At 70.7% G+C, this 22,966-nt stretch carries 20 protein-coding genes and 1 riboswitch; of the genes, 11 read left to right on the forward strand and 9 right to left on the reverse strand.

Annotated features, from left to right (window positions below; all coding sequences use genetic code 11):
- Position 1: 1 nt before the first annotated feature.
- The 4 genes from ACIRPU_RS32970 to ACIRPU_RS32985 form a co-directional block, all read right to left on the reverse strand.
- On the reverse strand, positions 2–1,108 hold the full coding sequence (locus ACIRPU_RS32970; protein WP_403873940.1) for an NAD(P)/FAD-dependent oxidoreductase: 1,107 nt from the start codon (positions 1,106–1,108) through the stop codon (positions 2–4).
- A gap of 395 nt (positions 1,109–1,503) precedes the next feature.
- Positions 1,504–2,547 (reverse strand): PP2C family protein-serine/threonine phosphatase, encoded by a 1,044-nt coding sequence (locus ACIRPU_RS32975; RefSeq protein WP_403874155.1) that lies wholly within the window; start codon positions 2,545–2,547, stop codon positions 1,504–1,506.
- Between the two features lie 229 nt (positions 2,548–2,776).
- Positions 2,777–3,535 (reverse strand): IclR family transcriptional regulator, encoded by a 759-nt coding sequence (locus tag ACIRPU_RS32980; RefSeq protein ID WP_384123091.1) that lies wholly within the window; start codon positions 3,533–3,535, stop codon positions 2,777–2,779.
- A 51-nt stretch (positions 3,536–3,586) separates the two neighbouring features.
- Complete coding sequence (locus ACIRPU_RS32985; RefSeq protein WP_403873942.1) at positions 3,587–4,825, reverse strand: ROK family transcriptional regulator; 1,239 nt, start codon at positions 4,823–4,825, stop codon at positions 3,587–3,589.
- Between the two features lie 244 nt (positions 4,826–5,069).
- On the opposite strand from ACIRPU_RS32985, the gene mmsA reads away from it, so the two are divergent.
- The 3 genes from mmsA to ACIRPU_RS33000 all read left to right on the forward strand — a co-directional run bounded on the left by mmsA (position 5,070) and on the right by ACIRPU_RS33000 (position 9,111).
- Positions 5,070–6,620, forward strand: coding sequence for a multiple monosaccharide ABC transporter ATP-binding protein (gene mmsA / locus ACIRPU_RS32990; protein ID WP_403873944.1), 1,551 nt, complete (start codon positions 5,070–5,072; stop codon positions 6,618–6,620).
- Positions 6,617–7,915 (forward strand): multiple monosaccharide ABC transporter permease, encoded by a 1,299-nt coding sequence (mmsB, locus tag ACIRPU_RS32995; protein WP_403873946.1) that lies wholly within the window; start codon positions 6,617–6,619, stop codon positions 7,913–7,915. Before mmsA ends, mmsB begins: the two co-directional genes overlap by 4 nt.
- Before the next feature lie 86 nt (positions 7,916–8,001).
- Positions 8,002–9,111, forward strand: coding sequence for a substrate-binding domain-containing protein (locus ACIRPU_RS33000; protein WP_403873948.1), 1,110 nt, complete (start codon positions 8,002–8,004; stop codon positions 9,109–9,111).
- A 55-nt stretch (positions 9,112–9,166) separates the two neighbouring features.
- On the opposite strand, the gene ACIRPU_RS33005 is transcribed toward ACIRPU_RS33000, so the two are convergent.
- The gene (locus ACIRPU_RS33005; protein ID WP_403873950.1) at positions 9,167–10,102 is read right to left on the reverse strand and encodes a LysR family transcriptional regulator; all 936 of its coding nucleotides are present in this window, start codon (positions 10,100–10,102) and stop codon (positions 9,167–9,169) included.
- A gap of 106 nt (positions 10,103–10,208) precedes the next feature.
- On the opposite strand from ACIRPU_RS33005, the gene ACIRPU_RS33010 reads away from it, so the two are divergent.
- The 3 genes from ACIRPU_RS33010 to ACIRPU_RS33020 all read left to right on the forward strand — a co-directional run bounded on the left by ACIRPU_RS33010 (position 10,209) and on the right by ACIRPU_RS33020 (position 12,861).
- Positions 10,209–11,054: an oxidoreductase gene (locus tag ACIRPU_RS33010; RefSeq protein ID WP_403873952.1), complete on the forward strand. Its 846-nt coding sequence runs from the start codon at positions 10,209–10,211 to the stop codon at positions 11,052–11,054.
- Between the two features lie 183 nt (positions 11,055–11,237).
- Positions 11,238–11,843 (forward strand): helix-turn-helix domain-containing protein, encoded by a 606-nt coding sequence (locus ACIRPU_RS33015; RefSeq protein WP_403873954.1) that lies wholly within the window; start codon positions 11,238–11,240, stop codon positions 11,841–11,843.
- Between the two features lie 97 nt (positions 11,844–11,940).
- Positions 11,941–12,861 (forward strand): class I SAM-dependent methyltransferase, encoded by a 921-nt coding sequence (locus tag ACIRPU_RS33020; protein ID WP_403873956.1) that lies wholly within the window; start codon positions 11,941–11,943, stop codon positions 12,859–12,861.
- Positions 12,862–12,881: 20 nt separating this feature from the next.
- Here the strand turns inward: ACIRPU_RS33020 and ACIRPU_RS33025 are convergent, their stop codons facing one another.
- Both ACIRPU_RS33025 and ACIRPU_RS33030 read right to left on the reverse strand, forming a co-directional pair.
- A complete protein-coding gene (locus ACIRPU_RS33025; RefSeq protein WP_403873958.1) occupies positions 12,882–15,179 on the reverse strand; it encodes an RICIN domain-containing protein in 2,298 nt (765 codons plus the stop codon).
- Complete coding sequence (locus ACIRPU_RS33030) at positions 15,080–16,357, reverse strand: ricin-type beta-trefoil lectin domain protein (RefSeq protein WP_403873960.1); 1,278 nt, start codon at positions 16,355–16,357, stop codon at positions 15,080–15,082. Before ACIRPU_RS33030 ends, ACIRPU_RS33025 begins: the two co-directional genes overlap by 100 nt.
- A gap of 278 nt (positions 16,358–16,635) precedes the next feature.
- On the opposite strand from ACIRPU_RS33030, the gene ACIRPU_RS33035 reads away from it, so the two are divergent.
- Positions 16,636–16,959 carry an antibiotic biosynthesis monooxygenase gene (locus tag ACIRPU_RS33035; protein WP_355708032.1) on the forward strand — a complete coding sequence of 108 codons (324 nt, stop codon included), beginning with the start codon at positions 16,636–16,638 and terminating at the stop codon, positions 16,957–16,959.
- A gap of 56 nt (positions 16,960–17,015) precedes the next feature.
- On the opposite strand, the gene ACIRPU_RS33040 is transcribed toward ACIRPU_RS33035, so the two are convergent.
- Both ACIRPU_RS33040 and ACIRPU_RS33045 read right to left on the reverse strand, forming a co-directional pair.
- Entirely contained in the window at positions 17,016–17,441 is a 426-nt protein-coding gene (locus ACIRPU_RS33040) for a VOC family protein (RefSeq protein ID WP_403873963.1), read from the reverse strand.
- Between the two features lie 48 nt (positions 17,442–17,489).
- Positions 17,490–18,047, reverse strand: a complete 558-nt coding sequence (locus ACIRPU_RS33045; protein ID WP_403873965.1) for a YciI family protein — start codon at positions 18,045–18,047, stop codon at positions 17,490–17,492.
- 351 nt (positions 18,048–18,398) lie between these two features.
- Between ACIRPU_RS33045 and ACIRPU_RS33050 the strand changes: the two genes are divergently transcribed.
- From ACIRPU_RS33050 to ACIRPU_RS33065, 4 genes are all read left to right on the forward strand, one after another.
- Complete coding sequence (locus tag ACIRPU_RS33050; protein WP_403873967.1) at positions 18,399–19,706, forward strand: PP2C family protein-serine/threonine phosphatase; 1,308 nt, start codon at positions 18,399–18,401, stop codon at positions 19,704–19,706.
- A gap of 200 nt (positions 19,707–19,906) precedes the next feature.
- Positions 19,907–20,722, forward strand: coding sequence for an SAM-dependent methyltransferase (locus ACIRPU_RS33055; protein ID WP_403873969.1), 816 nt, complete (start codon positions 19,907–19,909; stop codon positions 20,720–20,722).
- Between the two features lie 155 nt (positions 20,723–20,877).
- Positions 20,878–20,987: riboswitch (SAM riboswitch) on the forward strand.
- Between the two features lie 34 nt (positions 20,988–21,021).
- Positions 21,022–21,138, forward strand: coding sequence for a putative leader peptide (locus ACIRPU_RS33060; RefSeq protein WP_020126662.1), 117 nt, complete (start codon positions 21,022–21,024; stop codon positions 21,136–21,138).
- Positions 21,139–21,341: 203 nt separating this feature from the next.
- Positions 21,342–22,964: an ABC transporter substrate-binding protein gene (locus ACIRPU_RS33065; protein ID WP_403873971.1), complete on the forward strand. Its 1,623-nt coding sequence runs from the start codon at positions 21,342–21,344 to the stop codon at positions 22,962–22,964.
- Positions 22,965–22,966: the final 2 nt, after the last annotated feature.

Below are 22,966 nucleotides of genomic sequence, written 5' to 3' on the forward strand. Positions count from 1 at the left end.
GTCAGCCGGCGCTGTAGCCGAGTTGGCGCCTCATGTACGGGGTCATGAGGGTCTTCGCCTTCGCCAGTACGGAGGTGCGGCTGCCGAGCACGGCGCTCTCGCCGCCCGGCACGGGCAGCACGGTCAGTCCGTCGGCGGGGCCGAAGGGCACGATGAGCGGGGTGCGTTGGACCGGCCGGTAGAGGCGGGGCTCCTTGCGGTGCCTGCCGGAACTCTTCAGCTGCACGCGGATGTTGTGCGCGGCGAGATCTGCCTGGGCCAGCGCGGCCGGGGTGATCTTGAGTTCGGTGGCGTCGTTCACGTCGCCGACCGCGAACACGTCCGGGCGCCCCTCGACCCTGAGCCTCCGGTCGACCTTGATGTGCCCGGCCGCGTTCAGCCAGTCGCCGTGTCCGGCCAGCCGCAGCCAGAGGGTGTTGGGGGTGGTGCCCGTCGCCCAGAAGGAGAGGTCCGCGTCGACGACGTTGCCGCGTGCGTCGCGATAGGTGCCGAAGTCGTTTCCGGGGGACATGAACGAGTCGAGGCGCACCTCCACGTCGTGGGACTCCAGCCAGGCCAGCGCTCGGCGTCCGGCCCGCTCGCCGGTGGCGGAGTCGAGCAGCGCAGCCCCCGCGTGGGCGAGGGTGACCCGGGCGTCCGGCCGGGCCAGGCGTATCTCCGCGCTGAGCTCGACGCCGGAGGGCCCACCGCCGACGACGAGGACGTGTTCGGCGGCGGCGATCTTGCGCTGGTGGCCGGCGAAGGACTTGATCGTCTCCTCGGTGGTGGTGCCGGTGAAGCGGGCCGGTTCGGGGTAGTCGGCGCCGGTGGCGATCACGACGACGTCGTAGGGAAGCCGTTCGCCGGTCGCCAGGACGACCTGCCGTTCGGCGGTGTCGATGCGGACCGCCTTGCCCACGACCACCCGGCCGTCGCGCAGCAGCCGGTCGTACGGAATGAAGGGAGTGACCGACCACTCCGGACGCACGCCGGCCCGAAGCGAGGCGATGCGGTGGAAGAACACCTCTTTGCGGTCGACCAAGGTGACCCGGGCCGTCGTGTCGAGTCGCTTCGCCAGCCGGACGCCCGCGTAGCCGCCGCCGATCACCACAATGTCGCCGTCGCGCACGCGCGTCTCCTGTTACAGGGGGGGAAGCGAGCGGCGCGCCGTAGGGGCTTCTTCTGCCACTCGAACTGCCGACGAGCGTAGCGTTTGAACTTTTAAGTTCCCGTGGAGCCGTGTGCAGCTGTGTGCACGTTCGGTGAAGCCACGAAGCCACGAAGCCACGAAGCCGTGAGGCAGTGGAGCCACAAGCCGTGGAGCCGTGCGGGGTTCAGGCGGCTGGCGGCCAGGGCGTCGGCGGCACGCAGGAGCGTGGCGATTCTTCCGGCGGTGCGGGCGGGATCCCGCAGCGGGTCGCGCGGGTCGGGCGGCATGCGCTCCCGTCGGGGCGAGTAGCCGGCCCCGGCGTCCGGACGGCACAGCCGTCACAGCCGTCACAGCCGTCACAGCGGTAACGACGGTCACACCGCCCGGTCCCCCAACAGCTGTCCGGGGGGAGCCGGTTGGGGAATCGAGGGGGCGGCGGCAGGCTTGCGGATCAGGAGCAGCGCCGCGTCGTCGTGCAGTCGTCCGCCGACGTGCGCCAGCAGTTCGTCGTGGATCGCGCCGACCGTGCTCGCCGGATCGTCGCAGAGGTGGCGCTCGAGGCCCTCGACGAGCGGGTAGAACTCCCGGTCGCGGTCCCGGGCCTCGATGACGCCGTCCGTGTAGAGCAGCAGTTGGTCGCCGTCGGCGAAGGGCAGGACCTGAAGGCTCGGGCTCTGGTCGGTGAGGGCGCGCAGCCCGAGGGGCGGGGCGGGCTGCGTGGGCTCCACCGCCACGACGCCTCGGGAGGCGCCCACCAGCAGCGGTGACGCGTGTCCGCAGTTCACCAGCTCCAGCTGGCCGGGGCGCGGATATCCGGCGACCACGGCGGTCACGAAGTCGTCGGTGCCGAGGTTGCGTGCGAGGCTCCGCTCGATCCTGTCCACGACGGCGAGCAGATCGGGTTCGTCGTAGGCGGCCTCCCGGAAGACGCCGAGGACGAGTGCGGCGGTCCCCACGGCGGGCAGTCCCTTGCCCCGCACATCACCGACGATCAGCCGTACGCCGTAGGGGGTGGGCACCAGCGCGTAGAGATCGCCGCCGATCCTGGCCTCCGCGGCCGCCGCGCTGTAACGGACGGCGACCTCGAACGGACCAACGGTCGCCGGCACCGGCCTGAGCAGCGCGTGCTGGGCGGCCTCCGCGACCGACCGGACGTCGGCGAGCACCCGCTCACGGCGCCCGCGCAGCGCGCTGGCCAGGCCACTCGCCAGGGTGACGGCCACCAGGGCGGCCAGTACGGCGGCCACCTCGCGGCCGGGGGCGCCGACCCGGGCGCCGAGCGTCGCGCCGACCACCGCGGCGAGGAGGCCGACGCAGAGGACACCGCGTGGACCGTTGGTCGTGGCGGCCAGCGCGGGCCCTGCCGACAGCAGGGGCAGCCAGACCATCCCCGCGTCGCCGAAGAGGCCGACGAGCATGATGGCCAGGAGGATCAGGACCGGCAGCAGAGGTCCCGCCACCCGGTGTCTGAACGATTTCAGCAGCAGTGTCGGGCAGGGATCGCCGCCTTGGTTGCGCGCATGACTCATGCTTCGTCCGCAATCCTCATCTGTGCGTGCGCCGGGGCACTTCGGAAATATCCGTTTCCTCTAGGAAACGGGTTCGACCCGACTCCTCACAAGAATCAGATTTTCAGATAGTGAACGATCACATGGTGAGCGAAAGACCCCTGGTCACGCGGCTCGCGGTCGGGAGCAGCCGGGCCCGCACCTGTTCGAGCCGGGACAGCCGGTCGACCGGCAGCGAGACGCCGAGCGAGCCGAGGATGTCGCCGCTGTAGACGGGCACCGCCACGCAGACCGTGCCGAGCGCGTACTCCTCCATGTCGGTGACGGCCGGGGCCACGGGTGAGGAGTCCAGTTGCCGGAGCAGCTCGGGGGCGCTGGTGATGGTCCTGGGCGTGAGATCGGCGAGGTGGTGGCGGGAGAGGTACTCCTTGCGGGCTTCCTCGTCCAGTTCCCGCAGCACCGACTTGCCGAGCGCGGTGGCGTGTCCCGCGTCCTCGAACCCGACCCACAGGTCCACGCGGGGCGCCCGGGGACCGTCGACGATCTCGGCGACCCGGATCTCCCCCTCCTCGTAGAAGGTGAGGTAGGCGGCGGTGGCGAGCTCGTCCCGCAGCGCGGCGAGGGCGGGCCGGACCCGGCTGAGGAGCGCCTGCCCGCGGCCCGCCGTGTGCAGCGTCTGGAGCCGGTCCCCCAGGATGAACCCGCCGTCCGGGAGTTTGCGCAGGTAGCCGTCGTTCACCAGGGTCCGCAGCAGGTGGTAGGCGGTGGCCAGGGGCAGCTCCGTCTCGCGCGCCAGCTGTTTCGCCGGCGCGCCGTTCTCGTGCGCGCTCGCCGCCTCCAGCAAGCGGAAGGCCCGCTGCACGGAGGTGATGAGCGTGGGGCCGTCCCGCTCACCCATAGGACCAGCCTGCGCCCGACACCGGGCCGCGGCAAGGCGCGCGGGGCCCGGCTAGCGCGTCCCCTCGGGGGCCGCGGACGTGCCCAGCAGGGCCGACAGCTGCGGCGAGTACGTGGCGTGCAGGACGAGGGCCGCGCTGCCCACCACCGCCGCGTCCGTGCCGAGCCAGGACGCCTCGACCTCGACGACCCGGATGTGGCGGGACAACGGCCGGCTGGCCAGCGCGGCGGCGACGACCTCGACGTATCGCGACTCGACGTGCTGGATGCCGTGGCCCCCCAGGACGATCAGGTCCACGTCGATGAAGTTCGCGATGTCGACCGCGACGGAGGCGACATGCTCCGCCGTCTCGTCGATGACCGCCGCCGCGACCGGGTCGCCGGCCGCCGCGGCCACCCCGATGGCGGCGTGGTCGACCGCCTCGGGGTGCTCGGCGAACAGCTTCGCCAGCGCACTGTCCGGATGGGGTCCCGCGGCGAGCCTGCGGTGCACCTCGGTCACGATCGCCGTGGGGTTCACGAGCCGTTCCAGGCAGCCTCGGTTGCCGCAGTAGCACTCCGGGCCGTCCGGCAGCACGGAGGAGTGCCCGAACTCGCCCGCGTTGAGTGAACCGCCCCGGTACACCTGGTGGTTGAGGATGAGGCCGCCGCCGATGCCGGTGCCGAAGAAGAAGTAGGCGAAGTCCGCCACGCCCTTGCCCTTGCCCGACCAGCGTTCGGCGACCGCGGCGGCGGTGGCGTCGTTGTCGAGGGTCACCGGCAGGCCGGTCGCCTCGCTCAGCATGCGCTGCACCGGCACCCGGGTCCAGCGGGCGAGCTGGGGGGCGCCGACGATCGCGCCCGCCTCGAGGTCGATCGGCCCGGGAGTGGCGAGGCCCAGCCCGAGGACCTTGTCGCGGTCGACGCCCGTCTCGGCCAGCACGTCGGCGACCAGTTCCGCCATGTCCTTGACGACCTGGGCCGGGTCGGTGCCGGGGTCGGTGGGGCGCTTCTTGACGACCAGCGGGCGGCCGAGCAGGTCGACCACGGTGCAGCTGAGCTCCACGGGATCGAAGTGCAGGCCGACCGCGTTGCCCGCCTCGGCGTTGATCCGCAGGGTGGTGCGGGGCTTCCCACCGCTGGACACCCTGCTCGCGCCGTCCTCCCGCACGATGCCCTCGTCGAGCAGCCGCCGCACGATGCCCGAGACCGTCTGCGGGGTGAGGCCCGTGTGCTGGGCGATCTCGACCCGGCTGATGCCGTCGGCGAGCTGGATCTGGTCCAGGACGACGGCCCGGTTGTATCGCCCCACCCTGGGAAGGTTCGTTCCTGCCTGCCGCACGCACGGTCCTCTCTCGTTTCCCCCTACAACCTATCTCTCGCCAGCCCATTGACTTAGTAAAACAAATGGATTTAGTGTCCGGTCCCGCAGACGAAATCTCGGACACGAAGGCACAGGGCAGTGCCATCGGAGGCAAGTTGATGTCCATGCAATGCCGCAGGCCCGAAGGGTCGGGAACGCCTCCGCGCGTTCCCGGCGGTGGGGAGCGTCAGTCATGACGCCCACCGCGCCGACCCTCCTGGAGATGCGGTCGATCACCAAGACCTTCCCCGGCGTCACCGCGCTCGCCGACGTCAGCCTCGTCGTGCGGGACGGCGAGATCCACGCGATCTGCGGCGAGAACGGCGCCGGCAAGTCCACCCTCATGAAGGTGCTCAGCGGGGTGCACCCGTACGGCAGCTACACCGGCGAGATCGTCTACCGCGGCGAGCAGGTCCGGTTCCACGGCATCCGGGCCAGCGAGCAGGCCGGTATCGCGATCATCCATCAGGAACTGGCCCTGGTGCCCGGCATGTCGATCACCGAGAACCTCTTCCTCGGGAACGAGCCGCGCCGCCGCGGCTCCATCGACTGGAAGACGGCCCAGCGCCGTGCCCTGGAGCTGATGGAGCAGGTCGGGCTCCGGGAGGACCCGGACACCCTGATCAAGGACATCGGCGTCGGCAAGCAGCAACTCGTCGAGATCGCCAAGGCGTTCGCGAAGGACGTGAAGCTGCTGATCCTCGACGAGCCGACCGCGGCCCTCAACGAGACCGACTCGCAGCACCTGCTCGACCTGCTGCGCGGCTTCCGCGAGCGGGGCATCACCTCGATCATCATCTCGCACAAGCTGAACGAGATCGAGGCGGTCGCCGACACCATCACGATCCTGCGGGACGGCCGCACCATCGAGAGCCTCGACGTGCGGGCCGACGGCGTCAACGAGGACCGCATCGTGCGGGGCATGGTCGGCCGGGAACTCGACAGCCGCTTCCCCGACCGCACGCCCGACATCGGCGAGGTCTTCTTCGAGGTCCGCGACTGGACGGTACGGCACCCCAGTTCGGACGAGCGGATGGTGTGCAAGGGCTCGACGTTCCATGTCCGCCGCGGGGAGATCGTCGGCTTCGCGGGGCTCATGGGGGCGGGCCGCACCGAACTCGCGATGAGCCTCTTCGGCCGCTCCTACGGCACGTGGCTGTCGGGGCAGGTCTTCAAGGACGGCGAGGAGGTCCGGCTGAAGACCGTGTCGGACGCCATCCGGCACGGGCTGGCCTACGTCAGCGAGGACCGCAAGTCGATCGGCCTCAACCTGCTGGACGACATCAAGACCTCGATGGTGGCCGCCAAGCTGTCGAAGATCGCCCGGCGCCGCGTCATCGACCCGGTGCGCGAGCACCGGATCGCCGAGGAGTACCGCCGGAGCCTGCGGATCAAGACCCCCAGCGTCGACGAGGGCGTCGTCAAGCTCTCCGGCGGCAACCAGCAGAAGGTCGTCCTGGCGAAGTGGATGTTCACCGACCCGGACCTGCTGATCCTCGACGAGCCGACCCGCGGCATCGACGTGGGCGCCAAGTTCGAGATCTACGGGATCATCCAGCGGCTCGTCGCCCAGGGCAAGGGGGTCGTCGTCATCTCCTCCGAGCTGCCCGAGCTGATCGGCCTGTGCGACCGCATCTACACGGTGTTCGAGGGCACCATCACCGGCGATGTGGCGCGTGGCGACGCCGACCCGGAACTCCTGATGAAGCAGATGACCGCTACCAAGAAGAGCCCCACTCCATGAGCCGAATATCCGACCTTCAGAAGAACCTCTTCGGAGGCACGACCTCCAACGCCCGCCAGTTCGGCATGATCTCCACCCTGGTGGCGATCGTCCTGCTGTTCCAGATCTGGACCGACGGCCTGACGCTCACGTCCGGCAACCTCATCGCGGTCGTCAGCCAGTACTCCTACATCCTGATCCTGGCCATCGGGATGCTGATGGTGATCGTCGCCGGGCACATCGACCTGTCGGTCGGCTCCGTCGCCGCCTTCACCGGCATCGTCGTCGCCAAGGCGATGCAGGAGTACGACCTGCCGTGGCCCCTCGGCATCGCGCTCGGCCTGCTCGTGGGCGCGGCGATCGGCGCCTGGCAGGGCTTCTGGGTCGCCTACATCGGCGTGCCGGCCTTCATCGTGACCCTCGCCGGGATGCTGCTGTTCCGCGGCGGCAACCAGTACATCGGCAACGCGGACACGGTTCCGGTGCCCGAGGGCTTCCGCAAGATCGGCGCGGGCTTCCTGCCCGAGGTCGGGCCGGACACCGGGTACAACAACCTGACGCTGCTGCTCGGGGTGGCCGCCTGCGCGGGCGTGCTGTGGCGTGAGTGGACGGCGCGCCGGACCCGCCGCGAGATGAAGGCCGACCTGGCACCGCTGTGGGTCACGGGCATCCGCCTGGCCGTCATGTTCGGCGTGATCGTCTTCGCGACGCTCCGCTTCGCCGGCGGCCGGATCGGCACCAGTCTGCCGATCTCCGGGATCATCCTGATCGTCCTCGTCCTCGTGTACTCGCACTACACCCGCAACACCATCGGCGGCCGGCACATCTACGCCGTCGGCGGCAACGCGCGAGCGGCCGAGCTGTCCGGCGTGAAGCTCAAGCGGGTCAACTTCCTCGTCATGATGAACATGTCGGTCCTGGCCGCACTGGCCGGCATGATCTTCGTCGCCCGTTCCTCGGCCTCCGGGCCACAGGACGGCCTGAGCTGGGAACTGGACGCCATCGCGGCCGTGTTCATCGGCGGCGCGGCGGTCTCCGGCGGTCTGGGCACCGTCAGCGGCTCGATCGTCGGCGGTCTGGTCATGGCACTGCTCAACAACGGCCTCCAACTGGAGGGCGTCGGATCCGACATGGTCCAGATCATCAAGGGGCTGGTCCTCCTGCTCGCCGTCGCCTTCGACGTCTACAACAAGAGCCAGGGACGCTTCTCGATCATCGGCGCGCTGACGCGCCCGTTCCGGCGGGACGATCCGGCGGCGCCGGCTCCCCCGGCGGCACCGAACTCCGACGCCGACAAGGCCACGATCGCGGGCTGACCGTGAGGCCCGCACCGCATCCGCCGCGCTCGACGGCACACCACACTCCGGCAACCAGCACACCGTACGAAGGGGCCAACTCCACCATGCGCACACTCGTCACCAGAAGCATCGCCGCCGTCGGCGCCGCCGCCCTGCTCACCCTGGGCACGGCCTGTTCCAACGAACGCGAGGGCTCCACCAGCAGCGACAGCGCCGACGGCAAGGGCTTCGCGAAGGACTCGCTGATCGGCGTCGCCCTGCCCGCCAAGACCTCGGAGAACTGGGTGCTCGCCGGCGACCTGTTCACCGACGGCCTGAAGGACTCCGGTTTCAAGGCCGACGTCCAGTACGCGGGCGCCTCGACCACGGTCGCCGACCAGCAGGCGCAGATCTCCTCCATGGTCACCAAGGGCGCGAAGGTCATCGTCATCGGCGCGACCGACGCCTCGCAGCTCGCGACCCAGGTGAAGCAGGCCAAGGACGAGGGCGCCGTCGTCGTCGCCTATGACCGGCTCATCACCAACACCCCCGACGTCGACTACTACATCGCCTTCGACAACTTCAAGGTCGGCCAGCTCCAGGGCCAGGCCCTGATCGACGGCATGAAGGCGAAGAAGCCGACGGGTCCCTGGACGATCGAGCTGTTCTCCGGCTCGCCGGACGACAACAACTCCAAGGTCTTCTTCGACGGCGCCATGGAGGTGCTCAAGCCCTTGATCGACAAGGGCGACATCGTTGTCGGCTCGGGGCAGACCGACATCAAGCAGACCGCCACCCAGGGCTGGAAGGCGGAGAACGCGCAGCAGCGCATGGACTCGCTGCTGACCTCGGCCTACGGCGGCAAGAAGACCCTCGACGGCGTCCTGTCCCCCAACGACACCCTCGCCCGCGCGATCCTCACCTCGGTCAAGGGCGCCGGCAAGGCGGTCCCGGTCGTCACCGGTCAGGACTCGGAGGTCGAGTCGGTGAAGTCGATCATGGCTGGCGAGCAGTACTCGACCATCAACAAGGACACCCGCAAGCTCGTCGCGGAGACCGTCAACATGGTCAAGGCCCTCCAGAAGGGCGACAAGCCGACCATCAATGACACCAAGTCGTACGACAACGGCAAGAAGGTCGTCCCGTCCTACCTCCTGCCGCCGGTCATCGTGACGAAGGAGAACGCGGCCGAGGCCTACGCGAACGACCCCAAGCTGGCGGCGCTCACCAAGTAGCGCCGGCCACCGCCTTCGCCCGCCCCGGAGAGCCGTTCGGGGCGGGCGAAGGCGGTCACGCGCCAGGAACCGGGTCACAGCAGGTGGTGGCCCCCAGCTCGCGCGCGGCGGCCAGGTAGGCGAGCACCAGGGGCCGTCTGTCGTCGTGCGCGGCGGCCACCGCCAGTCGGGACGGGGAGAGACCCCGGACCGGTACGGCGATCACCTTGTCCCGGACGATCAGCGGGGCGTTGCCGGTGGCCAGCAGCGCGATCCCCTGTCCGCCGGACACCGCCTCGTAGGTCTCCTCGGCGCTGGCCACCACCCCGCCGATCCGCGGCGGGCGGCCGTCCCGGGCGTCGACGGCGAGCCAGTGGTCGCGCAGCGGCCCGGCCTCCGCGGGGAGGGCGAGGAAGGGCTCGTCCAGCAGGTCGGCGAAGTCCACCTGTCCCTCGGGGTCGGACGCGGCCCGCACCGCCAGGGGGTGCCCCTTCGGCAGCGCGACCACGCGGGGCTCCAGGGCCACCACCGCACACTGATAACGGTCCTCGTCCGGCAGCGGCAGCCAGACGAAGGCCACGTCGCTGGACCCGTCCGCCAACCCGGCGCTGGGATCGGCCCAGTTGACCTGACGCAGGACGGGCTGAACGTCCGGGTGCCGGGAGACCAGACGGGTCCGCAGGGCGGGCAGCAGCCCGCGGCCGGGGCTGGTGGACATGCCGATCACCAGCGTGCGCCGCTCGGCGGAGTTCGCCTCCCGTACCGCCGCCTCCGCGCCCTGCCAGGCGGCCAGCACCTCACGGGCGTGCGGTAACAGGGCTTCCCCCACGGAGGTCAACCGCACCGTCCGGCGGTCCCGTTCGAACAGGACCACGCCGAGTTGCTTCTCCAGCATGCGTATCTGCTTGCTCAGCGCGGGCTGGGAGACGAACAGCCGCTCGGCGGCGCGGGTGAAGCCCAACTCCTCGGCGACCGCCACGAAGTAGCGCAGATCGCGTCCATGGATGTCCATGCCACATGGCTATCACAACGGGTCTTGGACGCCACCCCGCTGCCCGCCGAAAGATGGGAGCTGCCGGACGGGGAGCCCCGAACGGCAGTCGACGAGGGAGACGAAGATGAGCGAGAACGCCAAGGTCTGGCTGGTCACCGGCGCGAGCAGCGGTTTCGGGCGGGCCATCGCGGAGGCCGCGGTCGCCGCCGGTGACACGGTGATCGGCACGGCCCGCCGGATCGAGGCGCTGGACGACCTGGTCGCCGCCCACCCGGACCGCGCGGAGGCGATCAGCCTGGACGTCACCGACGGCGAGCGCGTCGACGCGGTGGCCGCCGACGTCCTGGCCCGTTACGGCAGGGTGGACGTGGTGGTGAACAACGCCGGCCGCACCCAGGTCGGGGCGTTCGAGGAGACCACCGACCAGGAGCTGCGCGATCTGTTCGAGCTGCACGTGTTCGGCCCGGCGCGGCTGACCCGGGCGCTGCTGCCGCAGATGAGGGAGCGGGGCAGTGGGTCGGTCGTGAACATCAGCAGCTTCGGCGGGCAGCTGTCCTTCGCCGGATTCTCCGCGTACAGCGCGACCAAGGCGGCCTTGGAGCAGCTGTCGGAGGGCCTGGCCGACGAGGTGGCGCCGTTCGGCATCAAGGTACTGATCGTGGAGCCCGGCGCGTTCCGGACCAACCTGTTCGGCAAGGGTGCCGCGTACTTCTCCGAGGAGAACCCGGCGTACGCGGAGAAGGTCGGCGCGACCCGGCAGCTGGTGCGGGGCGGCGACGGCGATCAGCCCGGTGACCCGGCGAAGGCCGCGGCGGCGATCCGGCTGGCCCTGGACGCCGAGAACACCCCGCTCCGTCTCGCCCTCGGCGGCGACGCGGTCGACTTCCTGACCCGGCACCTGGATGCCGTACGGGCGGAGCTCACCGAGTGGGAGAAGGTCTCCCGGGGCACGGACTTCGACACGGAGTGACAGCGTGCCCGGCGTGGCCGGCGCGATCGGCGTGACCGGCGGCATCACCGCTCGCCCGGCCCGCCGGTTCACCGTCCGTCGAGTGTCGGGGGTCGGCGGGCGGGGGTCAGGTGTCGGGGGGCGGGGATCGGACGGGTCCGGAAAGCGGCGTACGCCTTGCCGAAAGAGCATAGAATTTTGCCCATGACGCAAGAACCCGGTGAGCTGGAGAGTCTGGTACGCCAACGCATCCGCGCGCTGCGTCTGGCCCAGGGCTGGTCGCTGGAGGAGCTGGCCGCCCGCGCCAAGATCAGCCAGTCCACGCTCAGCCGTATCGAGAACGGCAGGCGCCGCCTGGCCCTGGACCAACTCGTGACCCTCGCCCGGGCCCTGGAGACCTCCCTCGACCAACTGGTCGAGACCGACACGGACGACGTCGTCACCAACCCGATGATCGACGCGGCCCACGGGCAGCTGCGCTGGCCCGTCAAGGCGGAACCCGGCGTGACCGTCGTACGCCAGCGCATGACGGACCCGCCGCCCGACAATCCCTCGCGGATGCGCGCCCACCCGGGCCGCGAATGGCTCGTCGTCCTCTCCGGCACCGCGATCCTGCTGCTGGGCGACCGACGCTTCCGGATCGAGACGAACCAGGCGGCGGAGTTCCCCACGATGCTGCCGCACGCGATCGGCGCCGAGGGCGGACCGTGCGAACTGCTGGGCATCTTCGACCGCGACGCCCGCCGCGGCCACCAGCGCGGCAAGGACGCCGAGCAGGACGCCGGGAAGGCGGACCGCCCGTCCCCGTGACCGCATTTCTTGCGTGTCACGCAACCCGGCGGGCCATCGTCTTGCGCATTCCGCAAGCGACCCGGCCAGTCGCCGTCGGCCCGCTTAGCGTGGGCGCATGAACCACCCCTCCCCGCACACGACGCACCACGCCACGCACCCTCTCCACGGGCAGGAGCAGGAGCACCGGCACGAGCACGGGCACGAGCACGGGCAGGTGAACGAGCACCGCGCCGACGACCAGTCGGAGATCCTCGACCTGGACGCGGAAGTGCTCGCCGAACACATCGCGTCCATCACCGCCTGGCTGCCCGTCGAGACGAGCCCCTCCCACATCGTGGACCTGGGCTGCGGGACCGGAGTCGGCACCTTCGCTCTGCTCGAACGCTTTCCGGAGGCCGAGGTGACGGCCGTCGACGTCTCGGACACCCACCTGCGCCGCCTGCGCGAGAAGGCCGCCGCGGCCGGGGCGGCCGACCGCGTGCGCCTCGTGCGGGCCGACCTCGACGCGACGGTGTGGTCCGGACTCGGCACTCCGGAGCTGGTCTGGGCGTCGGCCTCCCTGCACCACATGGCCGACCCCGACCGCGCCCTGCGCCAGGTCCACGACCTGCTCGCACCGGGCGGGCTGTTCGCCGTCGTCGAGCTGGCCGGCTTCCCCCGGTTCCTGCCCGCAAGCGCCCCGAAGGACGCTCCCGGGCTCGAGGAGCGCTGCCATGCCGCGCTCGAGCGCCACCACACCGAGCAACTCCCCCGCCGCGATGCCGACTGGGGTGCCGGTCTGGCGAAGGCCGGCTTCACCGTCGAAGGCGAACGCACCGTCACCGTCGACATCGGCCCGTCCCCCACCGACGCGGTGGGCCGCTACGCCCTGAGCAGTCTGCGGCGCATGCGCGGCGGCGTCGCCTCCACCCTGTCGGCCGAGGACCTGACCGCCCTCGACCGACTGCTCGACACCGACGGCCCGCACAGCGTGCTGCGCCGAACCGACCTGACCGTGCGCACCGAACGCACGGTGTGGGCCGCGCGCCGCAGCTGACGGCTCGTGGGCGGTTCACCTCACGGATAGTTCACCAGGTTGGCCACGTTGGTACCGGAGTTGGACGGGCCGCCCCGGTCGTTGATGACGTGCCGGATGGTTCCGGTGCCGCCGAGCGAGACCGTCACCATGTTCTGGAAGCGCACGTTCGGGTTGGCCGGCACCTCGAAGGCGTGCTCGGCGGTGACGCTCGGGTCGACGTTGAAGTAGCAGTAGCTGCCGAGTCCGTACGCCTGGTGGCTGGTGACCGAGTTGGCGACCTTGTAGGCGGCGTAGCCCTGCGTGGAGCCGTTCATCCAGGCGGCCTGGCCGGGCGGGTCGTAGGGCATCTCGTTCTGGTAGAAGTACGTCCGGCCGCCGTTGCCGTTCCAGAGGGTCTGGTGCTTCTGGTAGTGCTCGACGAACAGGCCGTACAGGGTGACGTCGTCGCCGTTGACGACCAGTCCGGTGTCCGCGGTGTTGGTGGTCCAGCCCACCCCGCTGCCGTGGTCGGCGCGCCAGATCCACATGTGGTCGCCGATGACGTCGTCGCTGTTGACGACCAGGCTGGTGGTCGCCTTGCCCACGGCTGCGCCGCCGACCCGGAAGTAGACGTCGTGGAGGGAGGTGGGGTTCGCCGTGTGGTCCGCGGCGGCGCCGGACGGGCCGATCTCCATGAGCGTCTGCGAGTTGGTGGTGCCGGCGTCGAAGAGCACGCCGGCGACCTTCACTCCGTCGACGTCGGCGACGGTCATGGCGGTGATCCCGTTGTCCGGGACGAACGTGGCCAGGCCGAGACCGAGCACGACGGTGTCGGGGCGGGTCACCCGCAGGGTCTGGTTCAGGTGGTACACGCCCGGGGTGACCAGCAGGTTCTTGCCCGCGTCGAGAGCGGCGTCGATCTGCGCGGCGGTCGCGCCCGGCTTGACGACGAAGAACTGGTCGATGCCGAGCGAGCTGCCGGCGGCGGTGCCGTTCGCCCAGCTGGTCGCCGAGGAATTGGTCCGCACGGAGGGGACGAACACCTTGTAGGCGCCGGCCGCGTCCACGTACAGGAAGGGCTTCTCCCGCACGGTGGGGGTCTGAGCGACCGTGGTGTAGGGCGGGTTGGGGAAGCTGTTGCCGGGGACGCCCTGGCTGCCGACGAAGACCATGTTCCAGTTGGAGCCGGTCCAGCTGCCGAGTTGGGAGTTGCGGGTCAGCCATTGCTGCTGGGTGCCGGACCGCACCTGGCCGTCGATCTTGCTGTCGGCCATGAACCCGCCGCTGGACCAGCCGCCGTCGCTCAGCTCCAGGTTGCCGCGGACATGCATACGGCGATAGCCGGACGCCTGGGAGACCGCCCAGCGGTCGGTGCCGCCGGTCGGGTTGACCGACAGGTTCTCGGCGCCGCGCCAGAAGTTCTGGGTGGCGTTCTGCGGCGGGAACCAGTCGGCCTCCACATGCACGGCGCCGTTGATCGTGACCGAGTCGGGCGACTGGCCGAGGCCCAGGACCTGGGTGTAGAAGCCGACGTTGACGTCGTTGCTGTACGTGCCGGGCTTGAACATGACCGCGTAGCGCTGGGAGCCGAACTGGTTCGTCTCCTGCTGCTGGAAGATCGAGTTCAGTCGGCTCTGGATCGTGGCCGACGACATCGACGGGTCGAAGACGACGACGTTCGGGCCGAGGTCGACGTCTGTGGGGGCGGTGCTCACCGGCGCGACCTGGAAGCGCTGGGCGGCCGTACCGTTGCAGGTGTACTGGACCAGTTGGACGCTGTCGGCCGTCGAGGCGGACGGGACGTCGAGGCACTTGCCGCTGTTGCGGTTGACGAAGCGGTAGGCGCCGCCGCCCTCGTCGACGGCCTGCCACTGCTGGTTGGCGCCGCCGCCGTACGTCCACAGGTGCACGGCCGCGTTGTCGGCGGTGGACACATCGCTCACGTCCACGACCTGCTGGGCGTCGTTGCGGTTGTCGATCCGCACGAAGCCGTCGCCGGTCGGGGTGAACCTCCACTGCTGGGCGGTGCTGCCGTTGCAGGCGTACTGCTGCACGGCGGTGCCGTTCACGGTCGCGGCGGACCGGGCGTCCAGGCATTTGCCGCTGCCGGAGTTCACCGCCGTGGACCAGCCGGCGGGGAGAGCGGCGGCCGCCGCGGCACCGCTCGCCGGCGTGCCGGTCAGGCCGGTGAGCAGGGCGGCCACGGCCGCCGCGCCCAGCGCGCCGCGTCCCGCGCGGCTGTGCGGGAACCTCCTGGTCACCGGGTCACCGTCCACTTCTGCTGAGAGACGCCGGTACAGGTCCAGATCTGCAGCCGGGTGCCGTTCGCGGAGCTGCCGCCCGCGGCGTCGAGGCATTTGTTCGCCTGCGGGTTGACGATGTCCCGGGCGGCGGGGACGGCCCACTGCTGGGCCGCGGAGCCGTTGCAGTCCCACAGTTGGACGACGGTGCCGTCCGCCGTGCCGCCCGAGGCGACGTCCAGGCATTTGCCGAGCGCGCGGATCGTGCCGTCGGCGCCCACGGACCACTGCTGGGCGGCGGTGCCGTTGCAGTCGTACAGCTGCACGGCGGTGCCGTTGGCGCTGGCGGCCCCGGCCACGTCCACGCACTTGCCGCCGATGCCGGTGATGGGGCCGGCGACGCCCGGCTGGGCGGTGTCGGTGCTCACGCGGACGTAGTCGACCAGGAGCTGCTGGGGGAAGGCGGTGCTGCCGTCGGGGTCTCCGGGCCAGTAGCCGCCGACCGCGAGGTTGAGGATCAGGAAGAAGGGCTTGTCGAAGACCCACTGCCGGCCGCCGAGATCGGCCGGGGTGCGCCGCTGGTAGACGGTGCCGTCGACGGACCAGGTGATCGCGTTCGGGCTCCAGTCGACGGCGAAGGTGTGGTAGGCGTCGGCGAACGCCTGTCCGCCGGGCAGGGTGTACCCGGCCCCGATGCCGGCGGAGCCGGAGTATCCCGGACCGTGCAGGGTGCCGTGGACGGTGGCCGGCTCGAAGCCCACGTTCTCCATGACGTCGATCTCGCCCGAGGCGGGCCAGCCGACCTGGCCGATGTCGTTGCCCAGCATCCAGAACGCGGGCCACATGCCCTGCCCGCGCGGGACCTTCATCCGGGCTTCGACGCGGCCGTAGGTCGTGGTGAACCTGCCGGACGTGTTCAGCCGGGCGGAGGTGTACTCGCACCGGCCGTACCAGCACTGGTAGTTGCCCGGGTTCTCCCGGCGGGCGGTGATCACCAGATGGCCCTGGCCGTCGAGAGCGGCGTTGTGGTTGCCCGCGGTGTAGTACTGCCGCTCGTGGTTGTTGACGTTGTCACCCGTCTCGACCTGCCATCGGGAGCCGTCCACGGCGGAACCGGCGGCCCCGTCGAACTCCTCGGAGAACGTGACGGCGGCCGCCCGGGGCGCAGCGACGGCGCTTGCGGAGGGTTCCGCCGCGGATGGAGACACGCCCAGCGCCGGTCCGGTGGACAGCGACGCGAGGACGAGGAGCGAGGCCAGCGACAACAGCAGGCGCCGGGGGCGCGGAGAGGCCATGGCTCTCCCTTCATGGCACATGACGGACAGTCACGACATGGTCATGACATCCGTGGGCGCGACCGGGCGGCTCGCCGCCGGCCGCGCCTATTGGGTGGGGGGTGCGAACCGGCCCTGGCGGGGGCTTAGTTCACTACGTGATTTAAGAAGTGAGTAATGACCGTGTCAAGAGTTTGGTCTGGACCAGATTCGGGAGCGGGGGCTCTCCGGGGCCGGAGCCGGGTCCCACGGAGGGGGCGGTCCGCCGCCCGGGCGTCGCGGGAGGGCAGGATGGGAACATGAGCGTAGTCAAGATCAACGTACTGACCGTCCCGGCGGAACAGCGGGAGACCCTCGAGAAGCGGTTCGCCGCACGAGCCCACGCCGTCGAGAACTCGGACGGCTTCGAGTGGTTCGAGCTGCTCCGCCCGGTCGAGGGCACCGACACCTACCTCGTCTACACGCGGTGGCGTGACGAGGCGTCGTTCCAGGCATGGCTCGAGGGCCCGATGAAGGCCGCCCACCGGGGCGACACGGAGGGGGACCGACCCAAGCCGGCGGCATCGGGCTCCACCCTCTGGTCCTTCGAGGTGGTGCAACAGGCGGCGCCGAAGGGCGAGTAGTCGCTCACGGGTCGGGTGGACGCCGTGCCGTCCACCCGACCCGGGGCTACGGCCGCTCAGACGACCGGCTCGCCGATGCCCAGGAGATTTCCCTCGCTGTCCCGGAACCAGGCCGCGCGTTCTCCCCGCGCGCCCTTGCTCGGGTAGTTCCCGTCGATCTCGGCGATGCCGTCCCTCGTTCCGAAGCCGGGCCCGTCGACCTCTTCGAACACCACGCCCCGGCGCTTGAGCTCCGCCACGACCGCGTCGAGGTCGTCGACCTCCCAGCCCATCTGGGTGAAGGTGCCGGGCGCGGCTCCCGTCGACCTGAACAGGGCGAACTCCGTCCCTCCGCATCGGTACAGGAGCCCGCCGGGCCGTTCGTCGACGGGCTCCAGACCGAGCCGCTCGGCATAGAAGCGCCGCGCCCGGTCCAGGTCCTGGGTGGGAAGCCTGGTCGCCACGCGTCCCCTGGCCAGCATGTTCCTGTCGTTCGCGTTCATGCCTCCACTGTCACTCAGGTCCGCGCCGAACGGAGGGCGACACCGGGTTCATGACGGCCGTCCGCCGAACTGCCAGAGGTGGACTTCGACGTCGGCGTACCGGTCCGGGGCCAGGACGGCGCGCGCCGAGTCCGGGTCGGGGGCCCTGAGCAGCACCGCGGCGCCCACCCGGGTGACGCCGTCGTCGGACAGCAGCGGCCCGTACGCGATCAGCTCGTCCGCGTCGGGCGGCACGACGAGGCCGTCGTCCGTTCCCGGTTCGAGGCCGAGGCCGAGCACCAGGTACCGGTCGCCGCCATCGCGGCCACCGGGGAAGTCCCACATGGTGCGCCCCAGCATGTCGCGCCACCGGCGCAGCAGCACGTCCCGGTACACACCGGCCTGGTAGTTGGGCTCGTCGAAGGCGAACGCGCGGGCGGCGGCGGCATCCGGCAGGTCGACGATGTGCACGCTGCCGGTGGGCGTGTCGCCGTCGGCGGCGAAGGTCGGGCCCCGGGCGATCATCCGCTCCGCGTACCGGTCCATGTAGGACCAGTGCTTCTCCAGCAGTGCGTCGCGCAGGGCGGCTGAGGCGGGCCGATCACGGTGATAGCAGAAGAACTCCATACCGGCAGACCCTTCCCAACGCGGCCCGGTATCTCAACTGGCTTTCGGCGTGGACGACCGCAGGCACGGGCGCGGGCGCGGGCTTCGGAGGGTGGAGCGGGTTTCGGCCGTTCCGCCCGATCCACCGGCCGCCTGCTGGCGGTGGTCCGGCCGGGCCGCGGTGAGAATCCTGCCGCAACTTGGTTTCCGTCCCGGTGACTTGACGCGCCATCATATAGTTGCGACCGGCGCGCGGCGCTCCCCAGTCCTCCGCCGCGCGGCCGCACCCACTGGAAAGGCACGACCCTGCGGAACCAACCGCGCAGCCGCACCGACGACGTCTCCGCCGCCCTGCCCTCGCCCCGTCGGTCGGTGTTCTCCCCCGCCGCCGACGTCATCGGCTCGGAACTCGATCTGCTGATGACCGGCAGCCATGTCGTGCACGCGCTGACCCCCGGATTCTGCGACGCGGCCTCCGTCTACCTGCTGGAGCGGTGGCGCGTCGAGGAGAACGCGCACGTCGGCGTGGACGCGCCCAGGATCGAGGCGCGCCGGATGGCGCTGCGCGTCGGGCCCGGCGCTCGGGAGGACTGGGAGGGCGTGCTGCCGGTCGGCGAGGTGATCGCCTTCCCCCAGGACACGCCGTACGCCCGCGCGCTCGCCGCCGGGCAGGCGCAGGTGCTCGACGCGGTGGACCCGCACACCTCCGAGCGGCTCATCGCCTCCGGCGACGGCGAGGCCCGCGTCGGTGACCTGCTGAGCGTGGCGGCCTTCCTGGTCGTGCCGCTGCGGCTGCGGGACCTGCCGATCGGCTTCGTCACGTGCACGCGAGGACCGGGCCGTGCGCCGTTCGGCCCGGCCGACGTGGCCGCGGTGGAGGCACTGGCCGCGCGGGCCGCCGTGGCCCTCGACAACGCGCGCCGCTACGAGCGCGAGCGGCGAACCTCCCTGGCGATCCGCAACAGTCTGCCGCCCGGCACGGCCCAGGAGTTCGGCGGCTGCCGCACCGCGCACGGCTGTCTGCCGGCCGGGCAGGGCAACCTCGTCGGCGGTGACTGGTTCGACGTGCTGAAGCGGCCGGGTGACCGGGTCAGTCTGATCGTCGGGGACGCCATGGGGCACGGTCCGGAGTCCGCCGTCGCGATGATCCAGCTGCGCACCGCCGTCCGCACCCTGGCGGCGCTCGACATCCCCGCGGCCGACCTCATCGGCCGGCTCGACGCACTCGCCGGGGACTCCCCCGGCGTCTCCTTCGCGACCTGCATATACGCCGAGTGGGATGCCCGGCGGCGCACCTGCACCCTGGTGGGGGCGGGCCACCCTCCCCCGTTGCTGCGCGGCCCGGACGGCCGTACCGCCCCGGTCCGGCTGACCGGGGCGGGCCTGCCCCTGGGGCTCGGGGCGGGCAGCTACGAGGAGACCGTGCTGAGCGTGCCGGATCCGGCCCTGCTGGTGCTCTACAGCGACGGTCTGGTCGAGTCCCGCGACGCCGACATCGACCAGGAGATCACCCGCCTCGCGCGCACCGTGGACGCGGCGGCCGCCGCCGAGCCCGCGGACGGCGACGAGCAGGACGCGCTGCCGTCCCTGTGCCGTCGGCTCCTGCACGCTCCTTCCGGCGCGGCCGGAGCCGACGACCGCACCCTGCTGCTGGCCGAACTGACCCCTGCCGGGTGCTGAGTCGCCGGGACCGGCCGACGTGCCGGGTGCCCGCGCCCGCTCAGTCCGTCATGGCCTCCGAGGGGACGTGAACCGGGATTTCCCTGTGCGGACACTGTTCGAACCGACCGAAAATGTGAACGGGTGTACGTGCCGGGGTCGTTGGGACGTAAGTTGTGGCTCGAACTGCCCACGCCTCGGCCGAAAGACGGACGCCCCTCATGACCGACCATGTGACCACGCCCGGTTCAGCGGCACCTCAGAAGATCGACACCTCGGTGCCGCACTCGGCCCGTATCTGGAACTACTGGCTGGGCGGGAAGGACAACTACCCCGTCGACGAGGAGGCCGGCGACGCCTACACCGCCGTCTTCCCCGGCATCGTCACCATCGCCCGCAGCAGCCGCGCGTTCCTGCGCCGCAACATCACCTACCTGGTCGCCGAGGCGGGCATCCGGCAGTTCCTGGACGTCGGCACCGGCCTGCCGACGGCCGAGAACACCCATGAGGTCGCCCAGCGTCTCGCCCCGGAGACCCGGATCGTCTACGTGGACAACGACCCGCTGGTCCTGGCCCACGCCCGCGCCCTCCTCTACTCCACCGCGGAGGGCGCGACCTCCTATGTCGACGCCGACGTGCTGGACCCGGAGCGCATCCTGGCGAGCGCCGCCGAGACACTGGACCTCAGCCGTCCCACCGCGCTCATCCTCAGCAACATCCTGGGCCACGTCGCCGACTACGACCAGGCCCGCTCCATCGTGACCACTCTGATGGCGGCCCTGCCCTCCGGCAGCCATCTCTCCATCAACGACGGCTCGCGGGGCATCGACCCGGTCTTCGAAGCGGCCCAGGACGCCTACAACGAAAGCGGCGCCGTCCCGTACAACCTGCGCTCCGTCGACGAGATCACGGCGTACTTCGACGGCCTGGAGCTCCTGGAGCCCGGGGTCGTCCCGGTCCCCCTGTGGCGCCCGGAGGCGACCTCCCCCGCCCCGGACGTCATCGCCGAGCACGGCGGCCTCGCCCGCAAGCCGTAGCCGTCCACACCGGCTCCGCCGCACCGGACGGACGGCCGGCGCCGATGACACTCCGCCGCACCCGCCGTCACGGCCGGTGCGGCGGAGCCGTTCAACTCGTTCAACTCTCCTACCGATATTGACGGATAATGTCAGTACTCCGTAAGATCGACCCCGGCATTGAGTGTCAGCGTCAAGCCCTGGCTAGCTGACCGGCAACCCTCCTCCGCGGTGGGGTGCTCCAGGTGAAAGCCCGGCGGGATCACCGACCCCGCAAGCGCGTGGCCCCGGTTCAGGGGCCTGAGACGGGGAGGACCAGCGTGCGGCACAGCGGCAACCTGAGTGCCTCGATCGCGACCGCGGCGCTGTTCTCCGGATTCTCGCGCCGCCGCCACATCGACCTGCGGCGTTCCGCCAGCTGTCTGTGTCAGGGCTGATCACGCCCCACCTCGCAGGCTGACCCTCGCCACAGCGCGGTCACGCCGTCATCGCCCTCGGCCTCGACACGTCGTCGGCGTCCCCTCCCCCTGAACAGTTCTGAGCAGTGCCGCCCCGCGCGGGGCGGCACCCTCCGCGCATCGCCATGGCCTCATTCCGCACCGGCCTGTGCGCGGTGACCTTGGAGTAGGAGAACCATCCCGTGACAGCGCATCCGGATTCCCGTACCCCCCGGTGGGCGGCGCTCGCCGCACTCGTGACCGGCAGCCTTCTGCTCACCGCCTGCTCGTCGAGCGGCAGCGGCAGTTCGAGCGGCGAGGGCGGTCGCCCGAAGTCCGGTGGCACCCTGACCTTCGCGGTGGGTTCCGACGCCGGCTGCGTGGATCCGCAGCAGGTGGGCAGCAACGACACCATCTACTCACTGCGCCAGGTCGTGGACTCGCTGACCGACCAGGACCCCAAGACCGGCAAGATCGTGCCGTGGCTCGCGAAGAGCTGGGACATCAGCTCGGACACCACGACGTTCACGTTCCACCTGAGATCGGGTGTCACCTTCAGCGACGGGACGCCGCTGACCGCGCAGGTGGTCAAGGACAACTTCGACGCGGTGCCGAAGCTGGGCGCCCTCGGCACTCTCGCCCAGGGATACCTGAGCGGTGTGGAGAGCACCACCGCAGTGGACGCGCTCACGGTGCGGGTCAGGTTCAAGCTGCCCAACGCGCAGTTCCTCCAGGCCACGGCCACCCACTCGCTGGGGATCGAGTCGTCGGCGAGCGTGCGCAGGACCCCGCAGGAGAAGTGCAGCAAGGGAGTGGTCGGATCCGGGCCGTTCGTGCTGGACGGCTATGTGCAGAACCAGTCGATCACCCTGACCAAGCGCGCCGAATACGCCTGGGGTTCCTCGCTGTGGACCAAGCAGGGCGAGGCGTACCTGGACAAGGTGGTGTTCAAGGTGGTGCCCGAGGCGGGCGTGCGCACCGGCAGCCTCCAGTCCGGCCAGGTGGACGCGATCGGCAGCGTCGGCAGGGCCAACGAGGCGGCGCTCGAGGGCGGCGCGGTGAACCTCCAGCAACGGGCCAACCCAGGCGTGGCGTTCAACCTGGGGCTCAACAACTCCCGGCCGCTCTTCAAGGACGCCAAGGTACGCCAGGCCGTCCTGTTCGCCATCGACCGGCAGCAGATCGTCGACGCCGTCTTCCCGACCGGCACCGAGCCGGCGACCAGCATCCTGGCGCACACCACACCGGACTACACCGACCTCGGCTCCGACCTGGCCTTCGACGCCGCCAAGGCGAAGTCCCTGCTGGACTCGGCCGGCTGGAAGGCGGGCAGCGACGGCGTCCGGGTCAAGGACGGCAAGAAGCTGAGCCTGACCGTCAAGTGGTTCGCCAACGCGGCCACCAACCAGCCCGCGCTGGAGCTGATCCAGCAGCAGCTCAAGGCCGTCGGTGTCGAGGTGGCGCTCAAGCAGCTACAGATCGCCCAGTTCTCCCCCACCCTCCAGTCCGGCGACTTCGACGCGGTGTGGGGCAACGTGACCCGTGCCGACCCGGACATCCTGCGCAGCTCGTACTCCACCCAGCTGGCCAACTTCTACCACCTGCCGGCCACTCCGCTGGACTCCGCGCTGACCCAGCAGGCCGCGACGACCGACGCGGCGAAGCGCAAGCAACTCGTCACCCAGGCACAGCAGTTGATCGTGCGGAACGCCTACGTCGTACCCGTGGTGGAGCTGCAGACCCAGCTGGGCGTGGCGAAGAAGGTGCACGACCTCGACTTCGAGGCCTCCAGCCGGATCCAGCTGCACGACACCTGGATCGGGTAGCG

Source organism: Streptomyces sp. NPDC102259, from assembly GCF_044766465.1.
GTDB lineage: Bacteria > Actinomycetota > Actinomycetes > Streptomycetales > Streptomycetaceae > Streptomyces.

Excerpts from the sequence above, each read along its gene's own strand:
- ACIRPU_RS32975 (WP_403874155.1), bottom strand. The coding sequence starts at position 2,547 with ATGCTCGTCGGCCTCTTCGGCGACGCGGGGATGGTCTGGCTGCCCCTG.
- ACIRPU_RS32980 (WP_384123091.1), bottom strand. The coding sequence starts at position 3,535 with ATGGGTGAGCGGGACGGCCCCACGCTCATCACCTCCGTGCAGCGGGCC.
- mmsA (WP_403873944.1), top strand. The coding sequence starts at position 5,070 with ATGACGCCCACCGCGCCGACCCTCCTGGAGATGCGGTCGATCACCAAG.
- mmsB (WP_403873946.1), top strand. The coding sequence starts at position 6,617 with ATGAGCCGAATATCCGACCTTCAGAAGAACCTCTTCGGAGGCACGACC.
- ACIRPU_RS33000 (WP_403873948.1), top strand. The coding sequence starts at position 8,002 with ATGCGCACACTCGTCACCAGAAGCATCGCCGCCGTCGGCGCCGCCGCC.
- ACIRPU_RS33005 (WP_403873950.1), bottom strand. The coding sequence starts at position 10,102 with ATGGACATCCATGGACGCGATCTGCGCTACTTCGTGGCGGTCGCCGAG.
- ACIRPU_RS33010 (WP_403873952.1), top strand. The coding sequence starts at position 10,209 with ATGAGCGAGAACGCCAAGGTCTGGCTGGTCACCGGCGCGAGCAGCGGT.
- ACIRPU_RS33015 (WP_403873954.1), top strand. The coding sequence starts at position 11,238 with ATGACGCAAGAACCCGGTGAGCTGGAGAGTCTGGTACGCCAACGCATC.
- ACIRPU_RS33020 (WP_403873956.1), top strand. The coding sequence starts at position 11,941 with ATGAACCACCCCTCCCCGCACACGACGCACCACGCCACGCACCCTCTC.
- ACIRPU_RS33025 (WP_403873958.1), bottom strand. The coding sequence starts at position 15,179 with ATGCCTCGACGCCGCGGGCGGCAGCTCCGCGAACGGCACCCGGCTGCA.
- ACIRPU_RS33030 (WP_403873960.1), bottom strand. The coding sequence starts at position 16,357 with ATGGCCTCTCCGCGCCCCCGGCGCCTGCTGTTGTCGCTGGCCTCGCTC.
- ACIRPU_RS33035 (WP_355708032.1), top strand. The coding sequence starts at position 16,636 with ATGAGCGTAGTCAAGATCAACGTACTGACCGTCCCGGCGGAACAGCGG.
- ACIRPU_RS33040 (WP_403873963.1), bottom strand. The coding sequence starts at position 17,441 with ATGAACGCGAACGACAGGAACATGCTGGCCAGGGGACGCGTGGCGACC.
- ACIRPU_RS33045 (WP_403873965.1), bottom strand. The coding sequence starts at position 18,047 with ATGGAGTTCTTCTGCTATCACCGTGATCGGCCCGCCTCAGCCGCCCTG.
- ACIRPU_RS33055 (WP_403873969.1), top strand. The coding sequence starts at position 19,907 with ATGACCGACCATGTGACCACGCCCGGTTCAGCGGCACCTCAGAAGATC.